Annotated in this window: 19 protein-coding genes and 1 tRNA gene; 6 read left to right on the top strand and 14 right to left on the bottom strand. The window is 41.7% G+C overall.

Going from position 1 to position 19,509, the window contains the following annotated elements; translation table 11 throughout:
• Window positions 1–136: 136 nt before the first annotated feature.
• From eno to rpoN, 6 genes are all read right to left on the bottom strand, one after another.
• The gene (gene eno / locus IGJ12_RS12615; RefSeq protein ID WP_005234360.1) at window positions 137–1,438 is read right to left on the bottom strand and encodes a surface-displayed alpha-enolase; all 1,302 of its coding nucleotides are present in this window, start codon (window positions 1,436–1,438) and stop codon (window positions 137–139) included.
• 112 nt (window positions 1,439–1,550) lie between these two features.
• On the bottom strand, window positions 1,551–2,306 hold the full coding sequence (gene tpiA, locus IGJ12_RS12620; RefSeq protein WP_008380860.1) for a triose-phosphate isomerase: 756 nt from the start codon (window positions 2,304–2,306) through the stop codon (window positions 1,551–1,553).
• A gap of 63 nt (window positions 2,307–2,369) precedes the next feature.
• On the bottom strand, window positions 2,370–3,560 hold the full coding sequence (locus tag IGJ12_RS12625; RefSeq protein ID WP_008380859.1) for a phosphoglycerate kinase: 1,191 nt from the start codon (window positions 3,558–3,560) through the stop codon (window positions 2,370–2,372).
• A gap of 99 nt (window positions 3,561–3,659) precedes the next feature.
• On the bottom strand, window positions 3,660–4,661 hold the full coding sequence (gene gap / locus IGJ12_RS12630; RefSeq protein ID WP_008380858.1) for a type I glyceraldehyde-3-phosphate dehydrogenase: 1,002 nt from the start codon (window positions 4,659–4,661) through the stop codon (window positions 3,660–3,662).
• Window positions 4,662–4,701: 40 nt separating this feature from the next.
• Entirely contained in the window at window positions 4,702–5,739 is a 1,038-nt protein-coding gene (locus IGJ12_RS12635; RefSeq protein ID WP_005228675.1) for a sugar-binding transcriptional regulator, read from the bottom strand.
• Window positions 5,740–5,985: 246 nt separating this feature from the next.
• Window positions 5,986–7,305, bottom strand: coding sequence for an RNA polymerase factor sigma-54 (gene rpoN, locus IGJ12_RS12640; RefSeq protein WP_185932222.1), 1,320 nt, complete (start codon window positions 7,303–7,305; stop codon window positions 5,986–5,988).
• A 51-nt stretch (window positions 7,306–7,356) separates the two neighbouring features.
• Here rpoN and IGJ12_RS12645 point away from each other — a divergent pair.
• Window positions 7,357–7,428: transfer RNA gene (locus tag IGJ12_RS12645), tRNA-Arg, on the top strand.
• A 164-nt stretch (window positions 7,429–7,592) separates the two neighbouring features.
• Here IGJ12_RS12645 and rpoE read toward each other — a convergent pair.
• Together rpoE and IGJ12_RS12655 are read right to left on the bottom strand one after the other, a co-directional pair.
• Complete coding sequence (gene rpoE / locus IGJ12_RS12650; protein WP_005234347.1) at window positions 7,593–8,201, bottom strand: DNA-directed RNA polymerase subunit delta; 609 nt, start codon at window positions 8,199–8,201, stop codon at window positions 7,593–7,595.
• Between the two features lie 84 nt (window positions 8,202–8,285).
• Window positions 8,286–8,723, bottom strand: a complete 438-nt coding sequence (locus tag IGJ12_RS12655; RefSeq protein ID WP_016612645.1) for a DUF1934 domain-containing protein — start codon at window positions 8,721–8,723, stop codon at window positions 8,286–8,288.
• A gap of 221 nt (window positions 8,724–8,944) precedes the next feature.
• Here IGJ12_RS12655 and IGJ12_RS12660 point away from each other — a divergent pair, with 221 nt between their 5' ends.
• The 3 genes from IGJ12_RS12660 to yidA are packed head-to-tail and all read left to right on the top strand — an operon-like array spanning window position 8,945 to window position 11,948.
• Window positions 8,945–9,766 carry a lipoate--protein ligase family protein gene (locus tag IGJ12_RS12660; protein WP_430619592.1) on the top strand — a complete coding sequence of 274 codons (822 nt, stop codon included), beginning with the start codon at window positions 8,945–8,947 and terminating at the stop codon, window positions 9,764–9,766.
• Window positions 9,750–11,120, top strand: a complete 1,371-nt coding sequence (locus IGJ12_RS12665) for an HD domain-containing protein (protein ID WP_008380856.1) — start codon at window positions 9,750–9,752, stop codon at window positions 11,118–11,120. The genes IGJ12_RS12660 and IGJ12_RS12665 overlap by 17 nt, the downstream gene beginning before the upstream one ends.
• 9 nt (window positions 11,121–11,129) lie before the next feature.
• Entirely contained in the window at window positions 11,130–11,948 is an 819-nt protein-coding gene (gene yidA / locus IGJ12_RS12670; protein WP_016619757.1) for a sugar-phosphatase, read from the top strand.
• A gap of 42 nt (window positions 11,949–11,990) precedes the next feature.
• Here the strand turns inward: yidA and IGJ12_RS12675 are convergent, their stop codons facing one another.
• The gene (locus tag IGJ12_RS12675) at window positions 11,991–12,434 is read right to left on the bottom strand and encodes an NUDIX hydrolase (RefSeq protein ID WP_005234342.1); all 444 of its coding nucleotides are present in this window, start codon (window positions 12,432–12,434) and stop codon (window positions 11,991–11,993) included.
• 147 nt (window positions 12,435–12,581) lie between these two features.
• Here IGJ12_RS12675 and gloA point away from each other — a divergent pair, with 147 nt between their 5' ends.
• Entirely contained in the window at window positions 12,582–12,956 is a 375-nt protein-coding gene (gene gloA / locus IGJ12_RS12680; protein ID WP_005234340.1) for a lactoylglutathione lyase, read from the top strand.
• Window positions 12,957–13,032: 76 nt separating this feature from the next.
• The gene (locus tag IGJ12_RS12685; RefSeq protein ID WP_008380852.1) at window positions 13,033–13,746 is read left to right on the top strand and encodes a gamma-glutamyl-gamma-aminobutyrate hydrolase family protein; all 714 of its coding nucleotides are present in this window, start codon (window positions 13,033–13,035) and stop codon (window positions 13,744–13,746) included.
• Window positions 13,747–13,818: 72 nt separating this feature from the next.
• Here the strand turns inward: IGJ12_RS12685 and IGJ12_RS12690 are convergent, their stop codons facing one another.
• The 5 genes from IGJ12_RS12690 to IGJ12_RS12710 all read right to left on the bottom strand — a co-directional run bounded on the left by IGJ12_RS12690 (window position 13,819) and on the right by IGJ12_RS12710 (window position 19,333).
• Window positions 13,819–15,072, bottom strand: a complete 1,254-nt coding sequence (locus tag IGJ12_RS12690) for an ABC transporter permease (RefSeq protein WP_008380850.1) — start codon at window positions 15,070–15,072, stop codon at window positions 13,819–13,821.
• On the bottom strand, window positions 15,065–15,964 hold the full coding sequence (locus IGJ12_RS12695) for an ABC transporter ATP-binding protein (protein ID WP_005234329.1): 900 nt from the start codon (window positions 15,962–15,964) through the stop codon (window positions 15,065–15,067). Before IGJ12_RS12695 ends, IGJ12_RS12690 begins: the two co-directional genes overlap by 8 nt.
• A gap of 17 nt (window positions 15,965–15,981) precedes the next feature.
• Complete coding sequence (locus tag IGJ12_RS12700) at window positions 15,982–16,662, bottom strand: DUF2812 domain-containing protein (protein ID WP_005234326.1); 681 nt, start codon at window positions 16,660–16,662, stop codon at window positions 15,982–15,984.
• Window positions 16,649–16,975 carry a PadR family transcriptional regulator gene (locus IGJ12_RS12705; protein WP_005234324.1) on the bottom strand — a complete coding sequence of 109 codons (327 nt, stop codon included), beginning with the start codon at window positions 16,973–16,975 and terminating at the stop codon, window positions 16,649–16,651. Before IGJ12_RS12705 ends, IGJ12_RS12700 begins: the two co-directional genes overlap by 14 nt.
• 123 nt (window positions 16,976–17,098) lie before the next feature.
• Window positions 17,099–19,333 carry a L,D-transpeptidase gene (locus IGJ12_RS12710; protein WP_422705730.1) on the bottom strand — a complete coding sequence of 745 codons (2,235 nt, stop codon included), beginning with the start codon at window positions 19,331–19,333 and terminating at the stop codon, window positions 17,099–17,101.
• Between the last annotated feature and the right edge of the window lie 176 nt (window positions 19,334–19,509).

Genomic DNA, 19,509 nt, shown 5'->3' on the forward strand with positions numbered 1-19,509 from the left:
GACTACCTTCTGTTATCTTAAATGATTGGTCATTGTCTGCACTGAATGAATCGAGACAACAAAAAAGCTCTGAAATCGCAGCAGCTGACTGTTAAATCAACCGCTGCTCTTTCAGAGCAAAGCAATAATCGAAAGATTATTTATTTTTTAAGTTGTAGAAAGCTTGCAAGCCTTTGTATTCAGCAACTTCACCAAGTTGGTCTTCGATACGTAGTAATTGGTTGTATTTTGCAATACGGTCAGTACGTGAAAGAGAACCAGTTTTGATTTGGCCAGCGTTTGTTGCAACAGCGATATCAGAGATTGTTGAATCTTCTGTTTCACCTGAACGGTGAGAAACTACTGCAGTGTAACCAGCTTCTTTCGCCATTTCGATAGCATTGAATGTTTCAGTCAATGTACCGATTTGGTTAACTTTGATAAGGATTGAGTTACCGATACCGTTTTTGATTCCTTTTTCAAGGATTTCAGTATTTGTAACAAACAAGTCATCCCCTACTAATTGAACTTTGTCGCCTAAGCGTTCAGTTAATAGTTTCCAACCATCCCAATCGTTTTCATCCATACCGTCTTCGATAGTGATGATTGGGTATTTGTTAACTAATTCTTCTAAGTAGTCAACTTGTTCAGCAGCAGTACGTTTTACGCCGTTTTCGCCTTCAAATTTAGAGTAGTCGTAAACACCGTTTTCGTAGAATTCTGATGATGCACAGTCAAATCCTAGGTATACATCTTTACCTGGTTCTAAACCAGCAGCTTTGATTGCTTCTAAGATTGTTTCAACACCGTCTTCAGTTCCTTCAAAACGAGGAGCGAAACCACCTTCGTCACCTACTGAAGTTTCTAAACCACGTTTAGACAAGATTGATTTCAAAGCGTGGAATACTTCAGTACCCCAACGTAAGCCTTCTTTGAATGTAGGTGCGCCTACAGGCAAGATCATGAATTCTTGGAAAGCGATTGGTGCGTCAGAGTGAGAACCACCGTTGATGATGTTCATCATAGGAGTTGGCAATACTTTTGTATTGAATCCGCCTAAGTAGTGGTATAAAGGTACTTCTAGGTAATCAGCAGCTGCACGAGCAACAGCGATAGAAACACCAAGAATCGCGTTTGCGCCTAATTTGCCTTTGTTAGGAGTTCCGTCTAAAGCGATCATTGCTTTATCGATAGCCATTTGGTCACGTACATCGTAGCCGATGATAGCTTCTGCAATGATGTTATTTACATTGTCAACTGCTTTCGTTACACCTTTACCGCCATAACGAGCTTTGTCGCCATCACGTAATTCAACTGCTTCGTGTTCACCTGTTGAAGCTCCTGAAGGAACCATTCCGCGGCCGAAAGCACCTGATTCTGTGTAGACTTCTACTTCGATAGTTGGGTTACCACGTGAGTCTAAGACTTCGCGTGCGTAAACATCAGTAATAATTGACATGTTTTGTCTCTCCTTTGAGTTTGTTTTATCTTAAGGGGAATACCCCTTGCGAACAACTTAATTGTAGTGAAAAAATCACGATTCTGCAAATGTTATTTTCATGAAAATGAAATTATTTTACAGCATCTAATAATGCTAGGAATGAATCAGCTTGCAAGCTTGCGCCGCCAACTAATGCTCCGTCAACATTTTCTTTTGCCATGTATTCAGCAATGTTTTCAGGTTTTACAGAACCGCCGTATTGGATACGCACGCTATCTGAAACTTCTTTGCCGTATAATTTTTCAACGGTTTTGCGGACAACGCCACAAATTTCGTCTGCGATGTTTGCATCCGCTGATTTACCAGTACCGATTGCCCAGATTGGTTCGTAAGCAATCACAAGATTACTTACTTGACCGTCTGTTAAACCGTCTAAGCCAGCAGTGATTTGTCCTTCGATCCACTCCGCTGTTTTGCCAGCTTCATAGGTTTCTAAAGATTCACCACAGCATAGGATTGGAATCATGCCGTTTGCAAAGATTGCTTTGGCTTTTTTGTTGATGTCTTCATCTGTCTCATGGAAGTATTCACGACGTTCTGAATGGCCGATGATGACATAGTCAACACCTAGATCTGCTAAAGCTGCTGGTGAAGTTTCGCCAGTAAAGGCACCTTCATTTTCCCAATAGCTGTTTTGAGCAGCAATTTTTAATTCTGTTCCTTCAGCAGCATTCACTAATGTTTCTAAGAATAAAGCTGGCGAACCGATCACAGAGTCAACTGTCTCGTTGCTAGGAATTTTTGTTTTGACTGCTTCAGCAAATTCTTTTGCTTCTTTCGCAGTTTTGTTCATTTTCCAGTTTCCGGCAATAATTGGTTTGCGCATGTTCTGGCACTCCTTTTCGTTATCAAGCGTGCAAAGAAAGTTCTTTGCACGGCTTGTCATTGATTATTTATCGTTGATCGCAGCTAGGCCAGGAAGTGTTTTTCCTTCTAGCAATTCAAGGCTGGCACCGCCACCTGTTGAGATGTGGGTAAATTTGTCAGCAAACCCTAATTGTTCTGCTGCAGCTGCAGAGTCACCGCCACCGATGATCGTTGTTGCATCTTCAAGGTTGGCAATTGCTTCACAAACACCAATCGTACCGTTTGCGAAGTTAGACATTTCAAACACACCCATAGGTCCGTTCCAAACGACTGTTTTTGCGCCTTTTAATGTTTCAGCAAACAAAGCGATGGTTTCAGGTCCGATATCTAAGCCCATTTGTCCTTCAGGAACATCACCAGTATGTTCTTCTGTTGGGACATCATTTGAAAATTCAGCAGCAGTGATTGAATCAACTGGTAATACTAATTTATCGCCAGCTTTTTCGATCAATTCTTTTGCTAATTCTACTTTATCTGCTTCCACAAGAGAATTACCGATTTCCATGCCTTTTGCTTTGTAGAACGTATACGTCATTCCGCCGCCGATCAAGATTTTGTCTGCTTTAGGAATCAAGTTTTCGATTACGCCGATTTTATCAGATACTTTTGCTCCACCAAGAATCGCAATCATTGGACGTTTTGGTTCTTCGACTGCTTCCCCGATGAATTTGATTTCTTTTTCCATTAAGAAACCAGCAACTGTTGGGATACCTGTTGAAGCGATCCCTACGTTTGAAGCGTGTGCGCGGTGTGCGGTACCAAAGGCATCATTTACAAAAACATCGCCTAAAGAAGCCCAGTATTTGCCTAGTTCAGGATCGTTTTTGCTTTCTTTTTTGCCATCGATGTCTTCGAAACGAGTGTTTTCAAAAACAACGACATCGCCATCTTGCATGTTGTTGATCGCTGTTTCTAATTTTTCGCCGCGGGTTTCATCAATGAAAGTTACTTCTTTGCCTAATAATTCGCCAAGACGTTTCGCAACTGGCGCTAAAGATTTTCCAGCTTTATCTGCTTCTTCTTTCACACGACCTAAGTGTGAGAAAAGAATTGCTTTTCCGCCGTTTTCGATCACATAATTGATTGTTGGTAATGCTGCTTTGATCCGTGTATCATCTCCGATCACTCCATCTTTCAATGGAACGTTGAAGTCCACACGTACAAGAACTTTTTTATCTTTTAAATCGATATCTTGAACTGTCATTTTAGCCATGAACAGATTCCTCCTAGCATAATTGTTAAAAAAAGCGGAGAAGCGCGATGCTTCCCCGCTTTCTCTTGCGATGGTTTAAATTAAAGTCGTTCGCAACTCTTATAGGTTAGCGAAGTATTCTAAAGTACGTACTAATTGTGCAGTGTATGACATTTCATTGTCGTACCAAGCAACAGTTTTAACTAATTGTTTGTCGCCAACAGTCATAACTTTTGTTTGAGTTGCATCAAATAATGAACCGTAAGTCATACCAACGATATCAGAAGAAACGATTTCGTCTGTGTTGTAACCGTAAGATTCGTTTGAAGCTTCTTTCATTGCTGCATTGATTTCATCAACAGTTACTTCTTTGTCAAGAACAGTAACTAATTCAGTTAATGAACCAGTTGCAACAGGAACACGTTGAGCAGCACCATCTAATTTGCCGTTCAATTCTGGGATTACTAAGCCGATCGCTTTAGCAGCACCAGTTGAGTTAGGCACGATGTTTGCAGCAGCAGCACGGGCACGGCGGAAGTCACCTTTAGGGTGTGGTCCGTCTAGAGTCATTTGGTCACCTGTGTAAGCATGGATTGTAGTCATTAATCCTTCAATCACACCAAATTTGTCGTTCAATGTTTTCGCCATAGGAGCTAAACAGTTTGTTGTACATGAAGCACCAGAGATAACTGTTTCTTCACCTGTTAAAGTTTCATGGTTTGTGTTGTAAACGATTGTTGGAACATCGTTTCCACCAGGAGCTGAGATAACTACACGTTTTGCACCAGCTGTTAAATGTTTTTCAGCAGCTGCTTTAGAAGTGAAGAATCCAGTACATTCTAACACGATTTCAACACCTAGTTCGCCCCAAGGCAATTCTTCAGGGTTGCGGTTAGCTAAAACTTTGATTTCGTTTCCGTTCACATTGAATGAACCTTCGTGAACTTCAACTGTACCGTTGAAACGTCCTTGTGTTGTATCATATTTTAACAAGTGAGCTAACATTTTAGCGTCTGTTAAGTCATTGATAGCCACAACTTCGATTCCTTCTACTTCTTGGATACGACGAAATGCTAAGCGTCCGATACGTCCAAATCCATTAATACCTACTTTAACTGTCATTTAAGATTTCCTCCTTATGAAAATCATAAAAATATTTATTTTAAAGGGTTGCCCCTTTTAAAATCTCATTTGCGCAAGCTTCATCGGTGATGAGCCAGGTTTGTTTTGGTGCATTTTTCATGTATGCATTGACCGCTTTGGCTTTTGATTGTCCGCCAGCGACCGCAAAAATGATTGGGACTTTTTGTAAATCTTTTAATTGAAGTCCGATTCGAGGAACTTTGTAAACGACCTCGCCTGCTTCGTTAAAGAAATACCCAAAGGATTCTGCAACTGCATTTTTTTGTTTCAACATCAGAATTTCTTGTTCTGACATTTTTCTTCGAGCCGCCATATGCAACGCCCGTCCAATACTATGAATAACACAATTTGCTTGACTTATCAAGTTTAAGACATCAACGATGGCGGGTTCTTTCAAGAGAAACTCGTAGGTGTTCATGCTTAATTGTTCTGGTACAAACAAGGAGCGATAATCGCCATTTGTCTGCATTGCCATCACCGAGCTGACAGAGTTTGCTTGCACGTTGACTGATTCTCCGATACCACCACGGGCTGGAACAAACAAGTTATGACGTTTGGCGGTTTCCAAATTACCCAATTCCTCGGCAACTTTCGCCATTGTCGTCCCTCCCATTACTGCGATGGTGTTTTTGCCTTCTGGCAATAAGAGATCCAACGATTCATTCAGCAACTGGCCAAATTCAGCAATAACTTTCGGTTGTCGATCACCATCGCCGCTCGCAATCAAACAACGTTCGATGCCAAAGGTCTCTGATAATCGTTTCTCGATTTGGTGCATTCCGAACAGCTGATCCATCAGTGCACCAATCTTCGTGTACACTTCTTCTCCGTAGGCGGTCAATTGCATGCCGCTTTTTGAAGAGTCGATCAGTTTCAGCTTTTTAAGGATATCTGTTTCCGTCCTCAACACGCGTTCCGTCATTGATAAACTTTCCGAAAGTGTCCGGCGGCCAACGGGCTGCATCCAATAAATATTTCTTAAGATACGGTAACGTTCCTGGAGTACAGCGAGAATATCCGGGGTGATTGCCTCAATCAATTTTAATTCATCGAGCATTTTATATCCTCCCGTTGGACAATTTTCGTCCTACAATGACTTAAAATGACCCATCGATTGCAAAAAAAATTTAAATCTGTTTCCTACACCAATAATAGTAGCACTTATCGCCTTGATACGCAACTATTTCAGTCACAAAATCTTGCTTTTCATAAAATCGTCATAATTTGAAAAAGAGGAAAGGATCGATAAAAAAAGGAAAGGCTTTGCTGCCTTCCCTACTCATCGTTAATAGTAAGTTTTGCTTTACTCGAATCGTTTCCGCTTGGAAGAACCAGGGATATTCATGGCTTCACGATACTTTGCCACCGTTCGTCTAGAAATATCGATGCCTTGGGCTTTGAGGGCATCTGTCAACTTTTGGTCTGACAATGGTTTGTTTTTATTTTCTTCATCGATCAGTGCTTTTAGCTGCTGTTTGATCGATGCCGTCGTCAGGTCATCACCGCTTTCTTGCGTCGAAACTTTCTGTCCAAAGAATAGTTTTAATTCAAACACCCCAAAGGAGGTCTCCAAGTATTTCCCATTGACTGCCCGGCTGACCGTTGATTCATGAATTCCTAATTCTTCGGCAACTTCTCTTAAAACCAATGGCTTTAATGGTCGATCTGGTTGAGTGAAAAACTCCTTTTGCCGCGCAACGATCTGCACCCCGACACGATAGATGGTATCCCCTCGTTGCAGCAAGGTCTTCTTTAACCACTCGAACTCTTGGGCTTTATTGTCTAAATAACTTAAGACTTCTGGATCACCGCTTTGCTTCAATTGGTCAAAGTACTGCTGCTGAAAGCGAACCTCTGGTAAGGCGCGTTTGTTTGATTTCACGATCGGTTGTCCTTTTTCAACCGTCACTCGCAGGTCAGGAACGATGTAAAGCCCATCGGTCGACCCAAACGCCGCCCCTGGTGTGGGGGTCAATGTTTGAACATAATCAAAGACCTTTTGAATCTCAGTTAATGGAATCTGCAGCGCTTTGCTGATTTTGTCCCACTTGCGCTCTGCCATTTCCGTGAAGAATTCTTCTAAAATGAGATAAGCCATTGGCGGCGCATAGTCATCTCTTTCCGTTTGCAGCATCAAACACTCTCTTAGATCACGAGCACCGACTCCTGCCGGATCCAGTTGCTGGATCAAGGTTAAAGCATCAAGCATTTGGATCGGCGTCCCCCCGACAAGCTTCCCAGCTTCTTCCAAATCAATCGTCAAAAAGCCGTTTAAATCAATGTACTCGACTAAAAATAAAACGATCGTCCGCAAAAAGGTGTCGCGGTAATTTAAATGAACTTGATCAATGAGGTGTTCGAATAAAGACGTGTGCTGATCAGGGATCTGGCTTAAGTAATCCATTATTTGTTCTGACGAGCCGCTGCTCTTGCTTGGTGTGATGGGCGAATCATATTCCCCCAGATCAATCAACGGATTTTCTAATGCCTGGTTATCTATGAAGGACAATAATTCATCTGCAGAAAATTGCAGCACTTGGATCGATTGCTGTAATTTCTGCGTCATAGCAAGCTTTTGCGTCTGTTTTTGTTGTTGTGAAAATTGCTGTTGAAATTTCATCATTCTACCTCTTGTTTTTTTCACTGAAATTGGTTAAACTAATATTTGTGCTTCGCGCCTTTAGTGTAGTGGATATCACGTAAGATTCCGGTTCTTGAGACGGGGGTTCGATTCCCTCAAGGCGCGTTTTTTCTTTTCGTTACAAGTATACTCGATTCAAATCAATAATTCAAAAGCACTTAGGGACCGCTGATGCGGTTCCTTTTTTATTTGTATCTATGTAAGAAGGCGAACTCGTCCTTCAACGATTAAAAGCTGCTTACAGCCATAAGGCGAAAAAAAGAAGAGGATTACTCCTCTTCTTCCTCTTCATCCGCAAAATCATCTTCATCATCGTCATCGATAATGGTTAGATCTTCCTCAATGCTGTCAGGTAATTCTTCTTCATCATCGGTGCTATTGTCGGCGCCGATTTCTTGCAAGTCTGAATTGTATGCCGAGATTTCTTCATCCTCGTCATCATCATCATCAAAGAGATCATCTTCTTCGTCATCTGACAAATCAGTATCCTCAGGATCATCATCGTTATAATCGATTGCATCTTCATCATCGTTGATAAAGGCATTGACTTTTTTACGTTTGCGACGACGTGGTGTATCTTCATCCTCGTCTTCGATGCCATGGTTGACTTCTTCATCGATCGAATCAATGGCGTACCATGAACGTAAGCCCCAACGATTGTCGCCTAAAGAAATAAAACTACCGTCGATATTCAAGTCTGTATAAAACTGCGCCAATGAATCACGAATCTCGCTGTCTGAAGTTTCAAGATAGTTTTGAATTTGGTTGACCAAATCAGAAAAATCCATCACGTCACCGCGCTGCTCTAAAATCGCATGGGCAACTTCAATCATCGACAATTCGTTTTTATTTACACCTTCAAATACATTAATTTCCAAACGGGACACGTCCTTTCACAGTCTACTCCTAATCATACAAAATTACGTCTCAAATTGCAATTTTTTCTTTCAATTTCCCTTTGATTAAGCGGTAAATTCTAAAGACAGTTTGTATTCGCCGACTTTGTCAGCAGCCATGAACAAGTCATAATCGATATCGATCTTTCCCGAGTATGGACGGTCTTTCAAGCTAACGTGCAAGTGATTGGTGAAGGTGTGGAACATCATCAAGCCATACGGGGTTTGATAACTCGTCTCTAAACGTTCCTTATAAGAAAATTTCAAGCGCATGCGCATTTCCCCTGAGCGAATCAATTGAATCAATCCGTCTGGCATAATTTTCATCGTAACGGGAACGTCGGTGCCGTCTGGCTGGATCTCTTTGTAACGGAGATATAAGGTATCACCGATCTTGACTGCTTGTCCTTGCAGATCAAACAGAAAGTTTTCTGTTTCCCCTGCTTGACGTACATTGGTTGTTAAATGAATCGAGATTGGGATTCCTTTTGATAATTCTTGCATGTACGAGTGCCTCCTTTGAAGATTTCAGTTTCATTCTTGCTTTTTTTCATTCGTTTGTCAATCATTTCAGTTGATTCTCCTTGGTCTATTTCTTCATTGAAAATAAAAAACGAAAACAAAAGCAAGTTTTCATTCTTTTCTCCAAGTAATTTTCCAAGAATCGTATATAATAAGGATAACAGGTATTTTAAAGGAGTTTAACCGATTTGACTATCTATGTAATGGATCAAACCTTACCACGTATCCACAATCCTTATGAGCCGTTTGCCTTCACCGATGTTGCCACCGAAGTTGCTGGCAAAAAGGAACAAGTTTATTGTCATTTTTGGCAGTTGTCCGATACGATGATTTTAGGAATGAAAGATACCCGGCTGCCTTTTTTGACAGATGGTCTGCAGGTTTTGAAAGAAGCTGGCTATGCCTCGATCATCCGCAACTCAGGGGGGCTTGGTGTAATTAATGATGCCGGTATTTTGAATGTCTCCCTCATCTTCCCTAAACATTTGGCTGCCACCACAGATGCAGCCTATGAAATGATGGCGACATTGCTGCAAACCGCCTTTCCTGAGCGGACAATTTTGGCTTATGAAATTGCTGACTCGTATTGCCCAGGCACCTATGACCTGAGTATTGATGGGAAAAAAATTGCTGGTACAGCACAACGACGAATCAAAGACGGCGTGGCTGTCATGATGTATCTGAGTGTCAACGGCGACCAACCAGCCCGCGGCTCTCTCGTTCGTCGTTTTTACCAAGCAGGTTTGAAAGAGCGCTTTGGTACAGATGGCTATCCAGTCGTCAATCCTGCGAGCATGACCACTTTAGAAGCGGCCCTCGGCCGTAAGTTTACCACACACGAGGTGACTGACCGCTTGCAAAAAGCCCTGCTTCCCTTGATCACAGACCAATCCCTATATCCGCTTGAATCACTGGATCAATGGCTGACAGAAAATAACCTTAGCGAACAAATGCAGCAACGCTTAGCTGGCATGGAAAAGCGAAACCAACCAATAAAGGAGTTTAGCGATGAGCCTACCATATAAATATCAAACCTTAGCGATAGAAAAAGTATTTCGTGATCCTGTTCATAACTATGTCCATGTACAGCACCAAGTGATTTTAGATTTGATCAATTCCAAAGAAGTGCAGCGTTTGCGGCGCATCAAACAGCTGGGAACTGCTTCCTTTACCTTTCACGGAGCAGAACATAGCCGCTTTTCTCACTCCTTGGGCGTTTATGAAATCAGCCGTCGCATTTGCGATATTTTCCAACGCAATTATTCCCTTGAAAAAGTCGGACCAAACGGCTGGGATGATAAAGAGCGTTTAGTGACCTTGTGTGCAGCATTGCTTCATGATGTGGGCCACGGACCATACTCCCACACCTTTGAGCACATTTTCCATACAGACCATGAAGCCATCACAGTGGCGATCATTACTTCTCCTGAAACGGAAGTTCATCAGATATTGAACCGAGTGGAAGCTGGATTTCCTGAGAAAGTCGCAAGTGTTATCACTAAAACTTATCCAAATCCTCAAGTCGTTCAAATGATTTCTAGTCAAATCGATGCTGATCGGATGGACTACTTGCTGCGCGATGCTTATTTTACCGGCACTGAATACGGCACGTTTGATCTGACCCGAATTTTACGAGTGATTCGTCCGTACGAAGGCGGTATTGCTTTTTCTATGAATGGCATGCACGCTGTGGAGGACTACATCGTCAGTCGTTACCAGATGTATGTGCAAGTTTATTTCCATGCGAGTTCTCGAGGGATGGAAGTGATCTTAGCCCATTTGCTGGATCGAGCTGCAGAACTGTATCAAGTGGATTCAGAATTGTTTCAAGGCCATTCGCAGCTGCTTCTCCCATTTTTAAAACAAGAATTCACCTTAGATGAATACTTGAAACTCGACGATGGCGTTCTGAATACCTACTTTACCCAATGGACGGAAGAAAATGATCCGATCCTCAGCGATTTGGCCAAGCGGTTCTTAAATCGTAAACCGTTGAAATCCGCCCGCTTTGACGATGAGACGCAGTTGCCGATGATTGAAGAAATGCAGGGACTGGTGGAAAAAGTCGGCTTCAATCCCCGCTATTATACTGCCATCAATTCAAGCTTCGATCTGCCTTATGATTTTTATCGGCCGACTTCAGGCAAACATCGGACACAAATCGAATTACAGGAAAAAGATGGTTCCCTTGTGGAATTATCCCAAGCCAGTCAGCTAGTTGCAGCTTTAGCGGGACAAACCCAAGGTGACCAACGCTTTTATTTTCCAAAAGAAATGATTGACCCCAACATCCAAAATCACTATGATTTATTTGGAGAGACGTATCAAGAGTTTGCCAAGCACATTCGCAATGGTGCTTTGATCAAACCAAGCCACTAGGAGGAACTTATGAGTATCAAATTGATCGCCATCGATATCGATGGTACCCTGTTGAACAACGACCGCAAGATCACCCCAGCCGTTTACAAGGCATTGAAAGACGCTGAAAAGCAAGGTGTACGCATCGTTTTGTGTACGGGACGCCCTTTAACTGGTGTCCAAGATTTATTAAAGGAACTAGACTTATTTACGGACAATGATTTCGTTATTACTTATAATGGCTCTTTGGTTCAAAAAACCAAAAACCAAGAGATCATCTCTGAATTCGGCTTGTCCCAAGATGACTATCTCTTTGTTGAGATGACTGCGAGAAAATTAGGGGTTCATCTTCATGTAGAAACCGAAGATACCATGTATACCGCTAACCGCGATATCAGTCCTTATACGATTTATGAAGCCTTCTTAGTCAACATGCCATTGAAATATCGGACACCAGAAGAAATGACTGCTGACTTGAATATCATCAAAATGATGATGATCGATGATCCCGAAATACTTGATCAGATCATCCCACAATTGCCGAGCAGTTTGACGGACAATTACAATGTGGTCAAAAGTGCTCCTTACTTCTTGGAAGTTCTAAATAAACAAGCCCATAAAGGGGCTGCTGTCAAAAAATTGGCGGAGCACTTAGGCATCAAACAAGAAGAAGTCATGGCGATCGGCGATAACGAAAATGATTTAACCATGGTGGAATACGCTGGTATCGGTGTGGCGATGGCCAATGCCACTGAAAACGTGAAAAATGCCGCAGATGTCCTAACTGCATCAAACGAAGAAGACGGTGTGGCAGAAGTAATCAACAAGTATGTTTTAGCAAATAACTAAGTGTAAAAGGCAGGTTTCCTTTTTATCGGAAGCCTGCCTTTTTTATTTTGCCAACCATTGTTCAACTGCCCATTTATGGCTGCCGCGTTTCAATCGCTGAATCGCTTCTTCTGGCGTATGCCATGACAACTGATTGGTTTCTTCTGTCGGTTCACAGACTTTTTTCCATTTGGTCATTAAATAGAAATAGCCGGGATGATGGTAAAATGTATCGCGATGGCGTGAATAGAAGTATTCAACTGCCTCCCCTAAATAGGCAGCGATCTCCCCTTCAAATCCAAGTTCTTCTATTAATTCTCGCTGGATCGCTTCTTCTTTGGTCTCATTTGGTTCAATTTCACCGCCTGGTAAAAAATAGGCGCCATTGGGTGCTTGTACCAAGATCACTTCATTTTTTTCATTTGGAAGAACGACATACGCGCCATATCTTGATTTGTATGGTTTCCCCGCTTCTTTTTCCCCGAACACAATTTCCTTTTCTGGCATGATTCCCTCCACCAACACTTTCTTTCCATTTTACCCTATGCCAATAGTCTGGACAAGCTGGAAATAACGCTCTGTTGTCTTTTATTCGTTATAAAATGAGAAAATATGTTATCATACAACTATCAAGATCGAAAGGATGATTTACCCATGAAAATGGCTCACACTTGTGTCCGCGTCAAAGACTTAACGGCTTCTCTAGATTTTTATCAAACTGCCTTTGGTTTTGAAGAATCTCGCCGTCGTGATTTTCCTGAACATCAATTTACTTTGGTTTACTTAACATTGCCTGGAGATGACTACGAGCTAGAGTTGACATATAACTATGACCATCCTGGCTATGAGTTAGGCGACGGCTATGGCCACATCGCCATCAGTACCGATGATCTAGAAGCGCTTCATGAGAAGCACCAAGCTGCCGGATTTGACGTCACTGACTTGAAAGGACTACCAGGGACTTCTCCATCTTACTATTTTGTGAAAGATCCTGATGGTTATAAAATCGAAGTTATTCGCGAAAAATAAAGCGAAGATGCTCGAAAAAAGGACCTCGTGTCCTTTTTTCTTTTCGTTCCATTTACTTATAGAAAGGTTTGATCAAATGAAACCCATTATCGGCATCGCTGCTAATGAACGGCCAATGATTGAAGAAGCAGAACATTGGTTGTCCTATACACCCAAAAATTTTGTCACCCATATCCAACAAGCCCAAGGCATTCCCCTAATATTACCAATGGGTGTCGTGGAAGATGCTGCGACTTACATCAGCAAAATCGATAAACTCTTGTTAGCCGGTGGTCATGATGTCTCCCCTGATCATTATGGCGAAGATCCTCATCCTTTGATTCAAGGCATTCATCCTGATCGTGATGTCTTTGAATTGGCATTGATCAAAGAAGCAGTGGCTCAAAACAAACCCATCTTTGGAATCTGCCGCGGCATGCAGTTACTAAATGTCGCATTTGGTGGGAGTTTGTACCAAGATCTCTCTTTGATCGATCACCCAACGATCAAACACGTGCAATTACCAACGTTCTTTCAATTCCCTACACATCGGGTGGAAATCAAGGCAGACAGTCGTTTGGCTGCTCTTTTAGGCACAACCTATCAAGTCAATTCTTTTCATCACCAAGCAGTCAAAACAGTTGCAGATGATTTCAATGTGACCGCCACCGCTCCTGATGGTGTTGTTGAAGCCATTGAATCCACCGCCTATGGCGCACCGATCTTAGGCATTCAGTGGCATCCTGAGCTAGCCGCTCACAAGCTGCCTTCTGAGCAATCGATCTTCGACTTTTTTGTGCAGGAATTCTAAAGGCCTGCACCTTGTTTTCTAGATTCTAGCCAATAAAAAACGCCCGATCACAAAAAGGATCGGGCGTTTTGTTTATTTCTCATTTTTCATTAACACCAGTGATTGTTTCAACGTTGCCAAGATGCCATTGTCGTTATAGATCAAGACATTTGATTTGTACATTTTTGCAGAAACCAGCATCAGGACGATTGTGGTAACAGCAAGGATCCCTACTGAAATCAACGCTCCGCCAATCCCCACTGTATCATTAGCAAGCCGTACTGGCATAATATACGAGGACAAGAATGGGATATAAGAAGTTACTCGTAAAACAACGTTATGCGGATCCATACCGCCTAGTACGATTCCTAGCATATACCCGCCCAACGAAAGATACGTCACTGGAATAATGGCTTTCGCCGTATCTTCTGCTTTGTTCACTAACGACCCGCAAAGGGCTGACAAGACAGAATAGATCAAGATTCCTAAGAAGACGAAAACGATCGCAAACACGAGGAAAGGACCAAAAATGCCATCTGATGAAAAACTTGCCAATAAGTCTTTTACCATGGAGTTGTCCTTGATCCAGAAATAACTCCCGCCAAAAATCGCAACATACGCAACTAGCTGGGTCGCTGCAACCATGATCACCCCAGTTAATTTGGCGTAGTAATGGGTTTGTGCACGCGTACTAGACAAAATGACTTCCATAATGCGCGTTCCTTTTTCAGAAGCAATTTCTTGCGCAATGATTTGTGCGTAAGTGATGATAAAGAAAAAGAGAACGATTGTTGCGATGGTACTAACTGCTGCTTGCATCGCGGTATTATCTTCTCCATAGGTCATTTCGCCACCTTCACTGAAGGAAACTTTTTGCCGGTCAAGCGGTGCAACTTCACTAAGAACTGCCACTTGCTCAGCAGTCAAACCAAGCTCGCTAGCTCGAAAGGATGACTGCAAGCCCGTCAATAATTGTTGGATCGTCAGCTCTAAAGCTTGCCCCATTGAGGACTCGCTTAATAATTCCCCTTGCAGCGTATCCCCTGAAGCAGTAATAACTAACAAGGCATCAGCATCTTTGTCAGCCAACTGTTGTTGTCCTTGTTCTTCGCTTTCCACAACTTCAAATTCATAATCATCGCTACTTTGCTCCACAAAGGTCTGCGCAATGGCTGGTTCATTCGCATAAACGACAATTTTATCCACACTGCTCATACCATCGGCAAAGTAACTAATCAGATAAAATCCGCCCATTGCAATGAATGGAACCAATATCATAATCAAAAACGAAATTGATTTGATATTTTTCTTATAAACATCTAATGCGATTACCCAAAACTTATTCATTTGTTTTTCCTGCCTTCCGCTTAAAGATTTCTTCTAACGTTGGCGGTTGTTGATTGAACATAGGGATATAACCATCCGCCGTCGCTAAATCAAATAAGGTTTTTCCTACTGCAGGATCAGCGATCGTAATATCATAGCTGCCGTCTTCTCTGGCAATGACTTCCTCAACACCTGCCACTGCCAAAAGCTGTTCTTTCGTCAAATTAGACTCCAAATAAACTTTCGTTCGTCCAAAGGATTCACGAATTTCATGGACCTTTCCGTTTAAGACAGTTTGACCATCCCTTAGCATAATCAAGTGGTCACAGATTTTTTCTACGTTATCCATATTATGACTGGAGAAGATGACACAAGAGCCATTTTTTTTCAGTTCAATGATCCCGTTTTTCAACAGTTCCGCGTTGACTGGGTCTAAGCCACTAAACGGTTCATCTAGAATCACTAATTTTGGTTCATGGATCAACGTTGAAATTAGCTGAACTTTTTGCTGATTTCCTTTTGATAAAGATTTGACTTTATCAGTTTTCTTGCCTTTGACTTTAAACTTGTCCATCCAATAGTCGATTTTGGGTACGATGTCTTCTTTCTTTTTACCACGTAAACGCGCGAAGTAGATCAATTGATCTTCAATCGTGACTTTTGGATACAAGCCGCGTTCTTCTGGCAGATAGCCAATAAGATTGTATTCTTTTTCACTAATTTTGTGACCATCCCATAATACTTCTCCTTGATCGGCTTTCAAAAAATCCAAGATCAATCGGAATGTCGTCGTTTTTCCTGCTCCGTTTTGACCAATTAATCCCATAATCTGACCATCATTGATGGTAAAAGACAATTGATCGACTGCTGTATAATCCCCAAATGTTTTTACTAGCTGTTTTGCTTCTAACACATGCTCACCTTCCCTGTCTAATAAAATATGTCACTAAAGAAAAAACCGATAATGGCACCAACGATTGCTCCTGCAACCATCAAGATGATAGAGTCGCGGATCACCCGTTGGCGTTTCGCCAGTTTCTCTGGTTCATTGTAATAACTTGCTCGATTTTTGTATAAAAATTTCATCAAAATCGTGGTCAATCCTACCCCTATCGGAATAAATACTAGCCCAGTAATCAATCCTAGCCCAAAGGACCAAAAGGGATTTGTACGAATATTGAAATAACGAATGGAAAAATAAATCACTGCTAAAATTGCTAAACTGACCACTGAAAACAGAATCGATTTTTTCATCAAATAGCGCGTCTCATTATCGATTCGTTCTTGATAGCTTTCTTGATCGCTGAAAATCGCTGGTGTATCCGGAGATGCTTTAAAATAAAAATACCGATCTTTATAATTGCTGATATAGGTCCAGCCCCCAGCTTGATACATCGCTAGGTAATCAACGATCTCAGAAGGATCTCCTTCGAAAAAGTCCACTGCATATTTGGTCGTTTCCGATTTTCCTTTGATAAACTTCAAAAACCCTAACCGATTCATCTTCACAAAATGCCAGCCCATTGACGCTTGTTTTTGTAAACGAACCATTTCCTTTTCCGGATAATAGGCGACTCCAAGAGAAAGAAGATATTTCTTATTGATGCCCATCTTGTTCCCCTCCTAACGCTTCGAAGACCTGTTCTCCGATTTGATAAAATAGTTTGCGTCGCTGAATATCTTTCTCCAGAACCTGTCTTCCTTCTGGTGTAATCTGATAGATTTTTTTTCGATCGACGCTTTCTTCTAAATCGATCCACCCCTTTTTCGTCAGCTTTTTCAAAATCGTATACATCGTCGCGGGGCCAATCTCAAATGTTCCTTGGCTTAGCTCATGGATTTGTTTCATAATGACATACCCATGTTTTGGCTTTAAAAGCGCTAATAAAATCAAATAGGTTGAATCTGTCAATGCCTCATCCATTTGATTCCTCCATCCCACTAACTATATCACTTAATGATATATTATCGAATGATATAGCCAGCGTCAATCTTTTTTTTTGGGAAAATAAAAGCCGTCTCCGTTGACGGAAACGACTTTTGATCATTAATTAGCAATTTTGACAGGCGTATTATAAGGCATGTTATAGTAAAACCATTTGGCATCCGGCACTGCTAATCGAATACAGCCATGAGAAGCCCGAGTGCCTAATTTTCGTCCTTCAACGGAACTAAAAGCATTGGTGGACCAAGCGATACTCGTTGGGATCGTATGGAATAAATAGACCCCATGGTCTTTAAAGGAACGGTAGTAGGCGGCTCCTGAAAAAGCTAAGCCTTTTTCTGCTTGGATGCGAAAATTCCCTAAAGGTGTTGGTGTATTGAAGGCACCGGTCGAGCAAAGCATCGTATAAATCACTTTATTCCCTGATTTGATATAAACCCGCTGCTTGCTGATGGATACTTCAATATTTAAGTTTTGAACGTTTAATGAAGGATATTTTCCTCCAGTAGTATACATCCAAAAGTTACTATTTACATTTGTGGTTTGATTTTCCTTGACCCAACCGATTCGACCGGCTGGCGAAACGAGATACAGGTAGTTGCCATCACTCGTTTTTGCTAGTTTGGTCGCTTGTGCCATATACCCTTTGTAGGCACTCTTTTTCCCAAGTTTCGTACTATTTGGATCAGCTTTTTCAAAGAAATTGCCATCCCCATTCTTGACGACCACGTAGCGGCTAATGTTGCTTTGAGAGGTGATCGTATGGGCATTAGTCACCCCACTTGCATTGATGTAACCCAGCCACTTGTTATTGAGATAAAGTGAATAGTAGGTGGAGCCGTTGAAATGTTGATATTTCCCAGTAACTTGAATATTCTTGTTCATATAATCAGCGCTGCTGCCTTTTTTCTTCGCAAAAGCTAAATCTTGCCATAAGGTATAATTCTTACTTTTTAGGCGGACTGTGCGTTTTTCACTTTGCCAAGTACCGCCTTGATTGTTGGCAACCGTTGCTGCATCGGCATTTAAGTAGCCGATCCATTTTCCGTTAGCATCATAAAGGGACAAGTAGACACCGCCATTGACATGGTTATATCTTCCTTTTGCAAGATAGGTTTTTCCCGCTAATTTCGTTGTAGTATTTTTCTTACTCGACCAACGGAAATTCCCCCAAATCGTGTAATTTTTCTTGGTCAATGTCACATATTTTCCGTAGGATTGATAGGCACCTTGTGCATCCGTCGTTAACTTAACACCCGAGGCATTGATATAGCCTAGCCATTTATTGTTATTTGTATAAAGGGAATAGTACGTCGACCCATTCAAGTGACGATATTTCCCAGTAACTTTGACTGTTTTGCCATTTAAAGCGGCTGTCGTTCCTTTCTTCGCTGTCCAATTAAAATTTTGCCATAGCGTATAATTCCCGCTGATGATCGTGGCATATTTTGATTCAGACTGCCATGCACCCCCAGGAGTTGTCGCTAACTTAACGCCGGTAGCTTTTATCCAACCGATGAGAACATTTTTATTTGAATACAATGCGTAATAGACTACGTTATTATTCGTCGTGAATATTTCTTTGATTTCAAAGGTTTGACCATTAATGCTTGAAGAGGTGCTCGTTTTTTTATCTAAAAACACATCTTGCCAAAGCGGTTCTTTCGCACTTGTGATGGTTGCATATTTCTTCTCGGTTTTGAAGGTTCCGCCGGCAACTTTCACTGCTGCTTCTGCTACGACACCGATAACCTTTTGATCGTCGCGAATTTCAAGATAGGTCTGCTTATCGGTATCTTGATACCGTTTGACACTACGGTATACCTTGCCAGCTAATTCATCGATCGTTCCTTGTTCGATCAATTGGCCATTTTCTAAACGGTAAAGGATTTTGTGTGTTTCTGGATCCGTTGCTACGACCGGCTTGATTTTTACATATTGGTTTTTATCTGCAACTGGTTCAACATCAATGTTCCCAAGTTCTGGTTCTTCCGAAGTTTCTTCCGTCGATTGAGTAGATGAGTCTTGGGTGGCCTCGGTCTGACTGGTCTCAGTCGTAGCCGTGCCAGTACTTGACGTTGTTTCTGATGAAGAGGTAGACGTTGATGAGGACTCTGTTGTCGAACTTGACTCTATACTTTCAGTGCTGGCCTCTTGAGATGATGCTGCGCTTTCTTCTGAGAAACTTACTGACGTAGTCTCTTGCGCAGCGAAAGAAGCTGTTGTCGAATCTCCTTCATTTACTGCATAGACTTGTGTGATCGTTCCTACGATGGGTGCGACCAGTACCCCAACAATCGCAACGCCTTGAAATAACCCGCGTTTCAACTTTTTCATTTTTATTCCCCCTTTAATCCTATTTTGGTATCACTTTCTTACTATATAAACGAGATATTTTTTAGTGCCACTCCCCACTTTAAGTATACCACTGCCGAAAGAAATATCTAAAAAAAACCTCCCAAAAACAAAAAAGCAATAGCCTCTTTTGGCTATTGCTTCAAAAACACTTATTC

The organism is Enterococcus sp. DIV0802b (genome assembly GCF_050543535.1).
In the GTDB taxonomy this organism is placed as follows: Bacteria; Bacillota; Bacilli; order Lactobacillales; family Enterococcaceae; genus Enterococcus_D; species Enterococcus_D entomosocium.

Coding starts and splice junctions, on each gene's coding strand:
- eno (WP_005234360.1), bottom strand. CDS start 1,438: ATGTCAATTATTACTGATGTTTACGCACGCGAAGTCTTAGACTCACGT.
- tpiA (WP_008380860.1), bottom strand. CDS start 2,306: ATGCGCAAACCAATTATTGCCGGAAACTGGAAAATGAACAAAACTGCG.
- IGJ12_RS12625 (WP_008380859.1), bottom strand. CDS start 3,560: ATGGCTAAAATGACAGTTCAAGATATCGATTTAAAAGATAAAAAAGTT.
- gap (WP_008380858.1), bottom strand. CDS start 4,661: ATGACAGTTAAAGTAGGTATTAATGGATTTGGACGTATCGGACGCTTA.
- IGJ12_RS12635 (WP_005228675.1), bottom strand. CDS start 5,739: ATGCTCGATGAATTAAAATTGATTGAGGCAATCACCCCGGATATTCTC.
- rpoN (WP_185932222.1), bottom strand. CDS start 7,305: ATGATGAAATTTCAACAGCAATTTTCACAACAACAAAAACAGACGCAA.
- IGJ12_RS12655 (WP_016612645.1), bottom strand. CDS start 8,723: ATGCAAGAATTATCAAAAGGAATCCCAATCTCGATTCATTTAACAACC.
- IGJ12_RS12660 (WP_430619592.1), top strand. CDS start 8,945: ATGGATCAAACCTTACCACGTATCCACAATCCTTATGAGCCGTTTGCC.
- IGJ12_RS12665 (WP_008380856.1), top strand. CDS start 9,750: ATGAGCCTACCATATAAATATCAAACCTTAGCGATAGAAAAAGTATTT.
- yidA (WP_016619757.1), top strand. CDS start 11,130: ATGAGTATCAAATTGATCGCCATCGATATCGATGGTACCCTGTTGAAC.
- IGJ12_RS12675 (WP_005234342.1), bottom strand. CDS start 12,434: ATGCCAGAAAAGGAAATTGTGTTCGGGGAAAAAGAAGCGGGGAAACCA.
- gloA (WP_005234340.1), top strand. CDS start 12,582: ATGAAAATGGCTCACACTTGTGTCCGCGTCAAAGACTTAACGGCTTCT.
- IGJ12_RS12685 (WP_008380852.1), top strand. CDS start 13,033: ATGAAACCCATTATCGGCATCGCTGCTAATGAACGGCCAATGATTGAA.
- IGJ12_RS12690 (WP_008380850.1), bottom strand. CDS start 15,072: ATGAATAAGTTTTGGGTAATCGCATTAGATGTTTATAAGAAAAATATC.
- IGJ12_RS12700 (WP_005234326.1), bottom strand. CDS start 16,662: ATGGGCATCAATAAGAAATATCTTCTTTCTCTTGGAGTCGCCTATTAT.
- IGJ12_RS12705 (WP_005234324.1), bottom strand. CDS start 16,975: ATGGATGAGGCATTGACAGATTCAACCTATTTGATTTTATTAGCGCTT.
- IGJ12_RS12710 (WP_422705730.1), bottom strand. CDS start 19,333: ATGAAAAAGTTGAAACGCGGGTTATTTCAAGGCGTTGCGATTGTTGGG.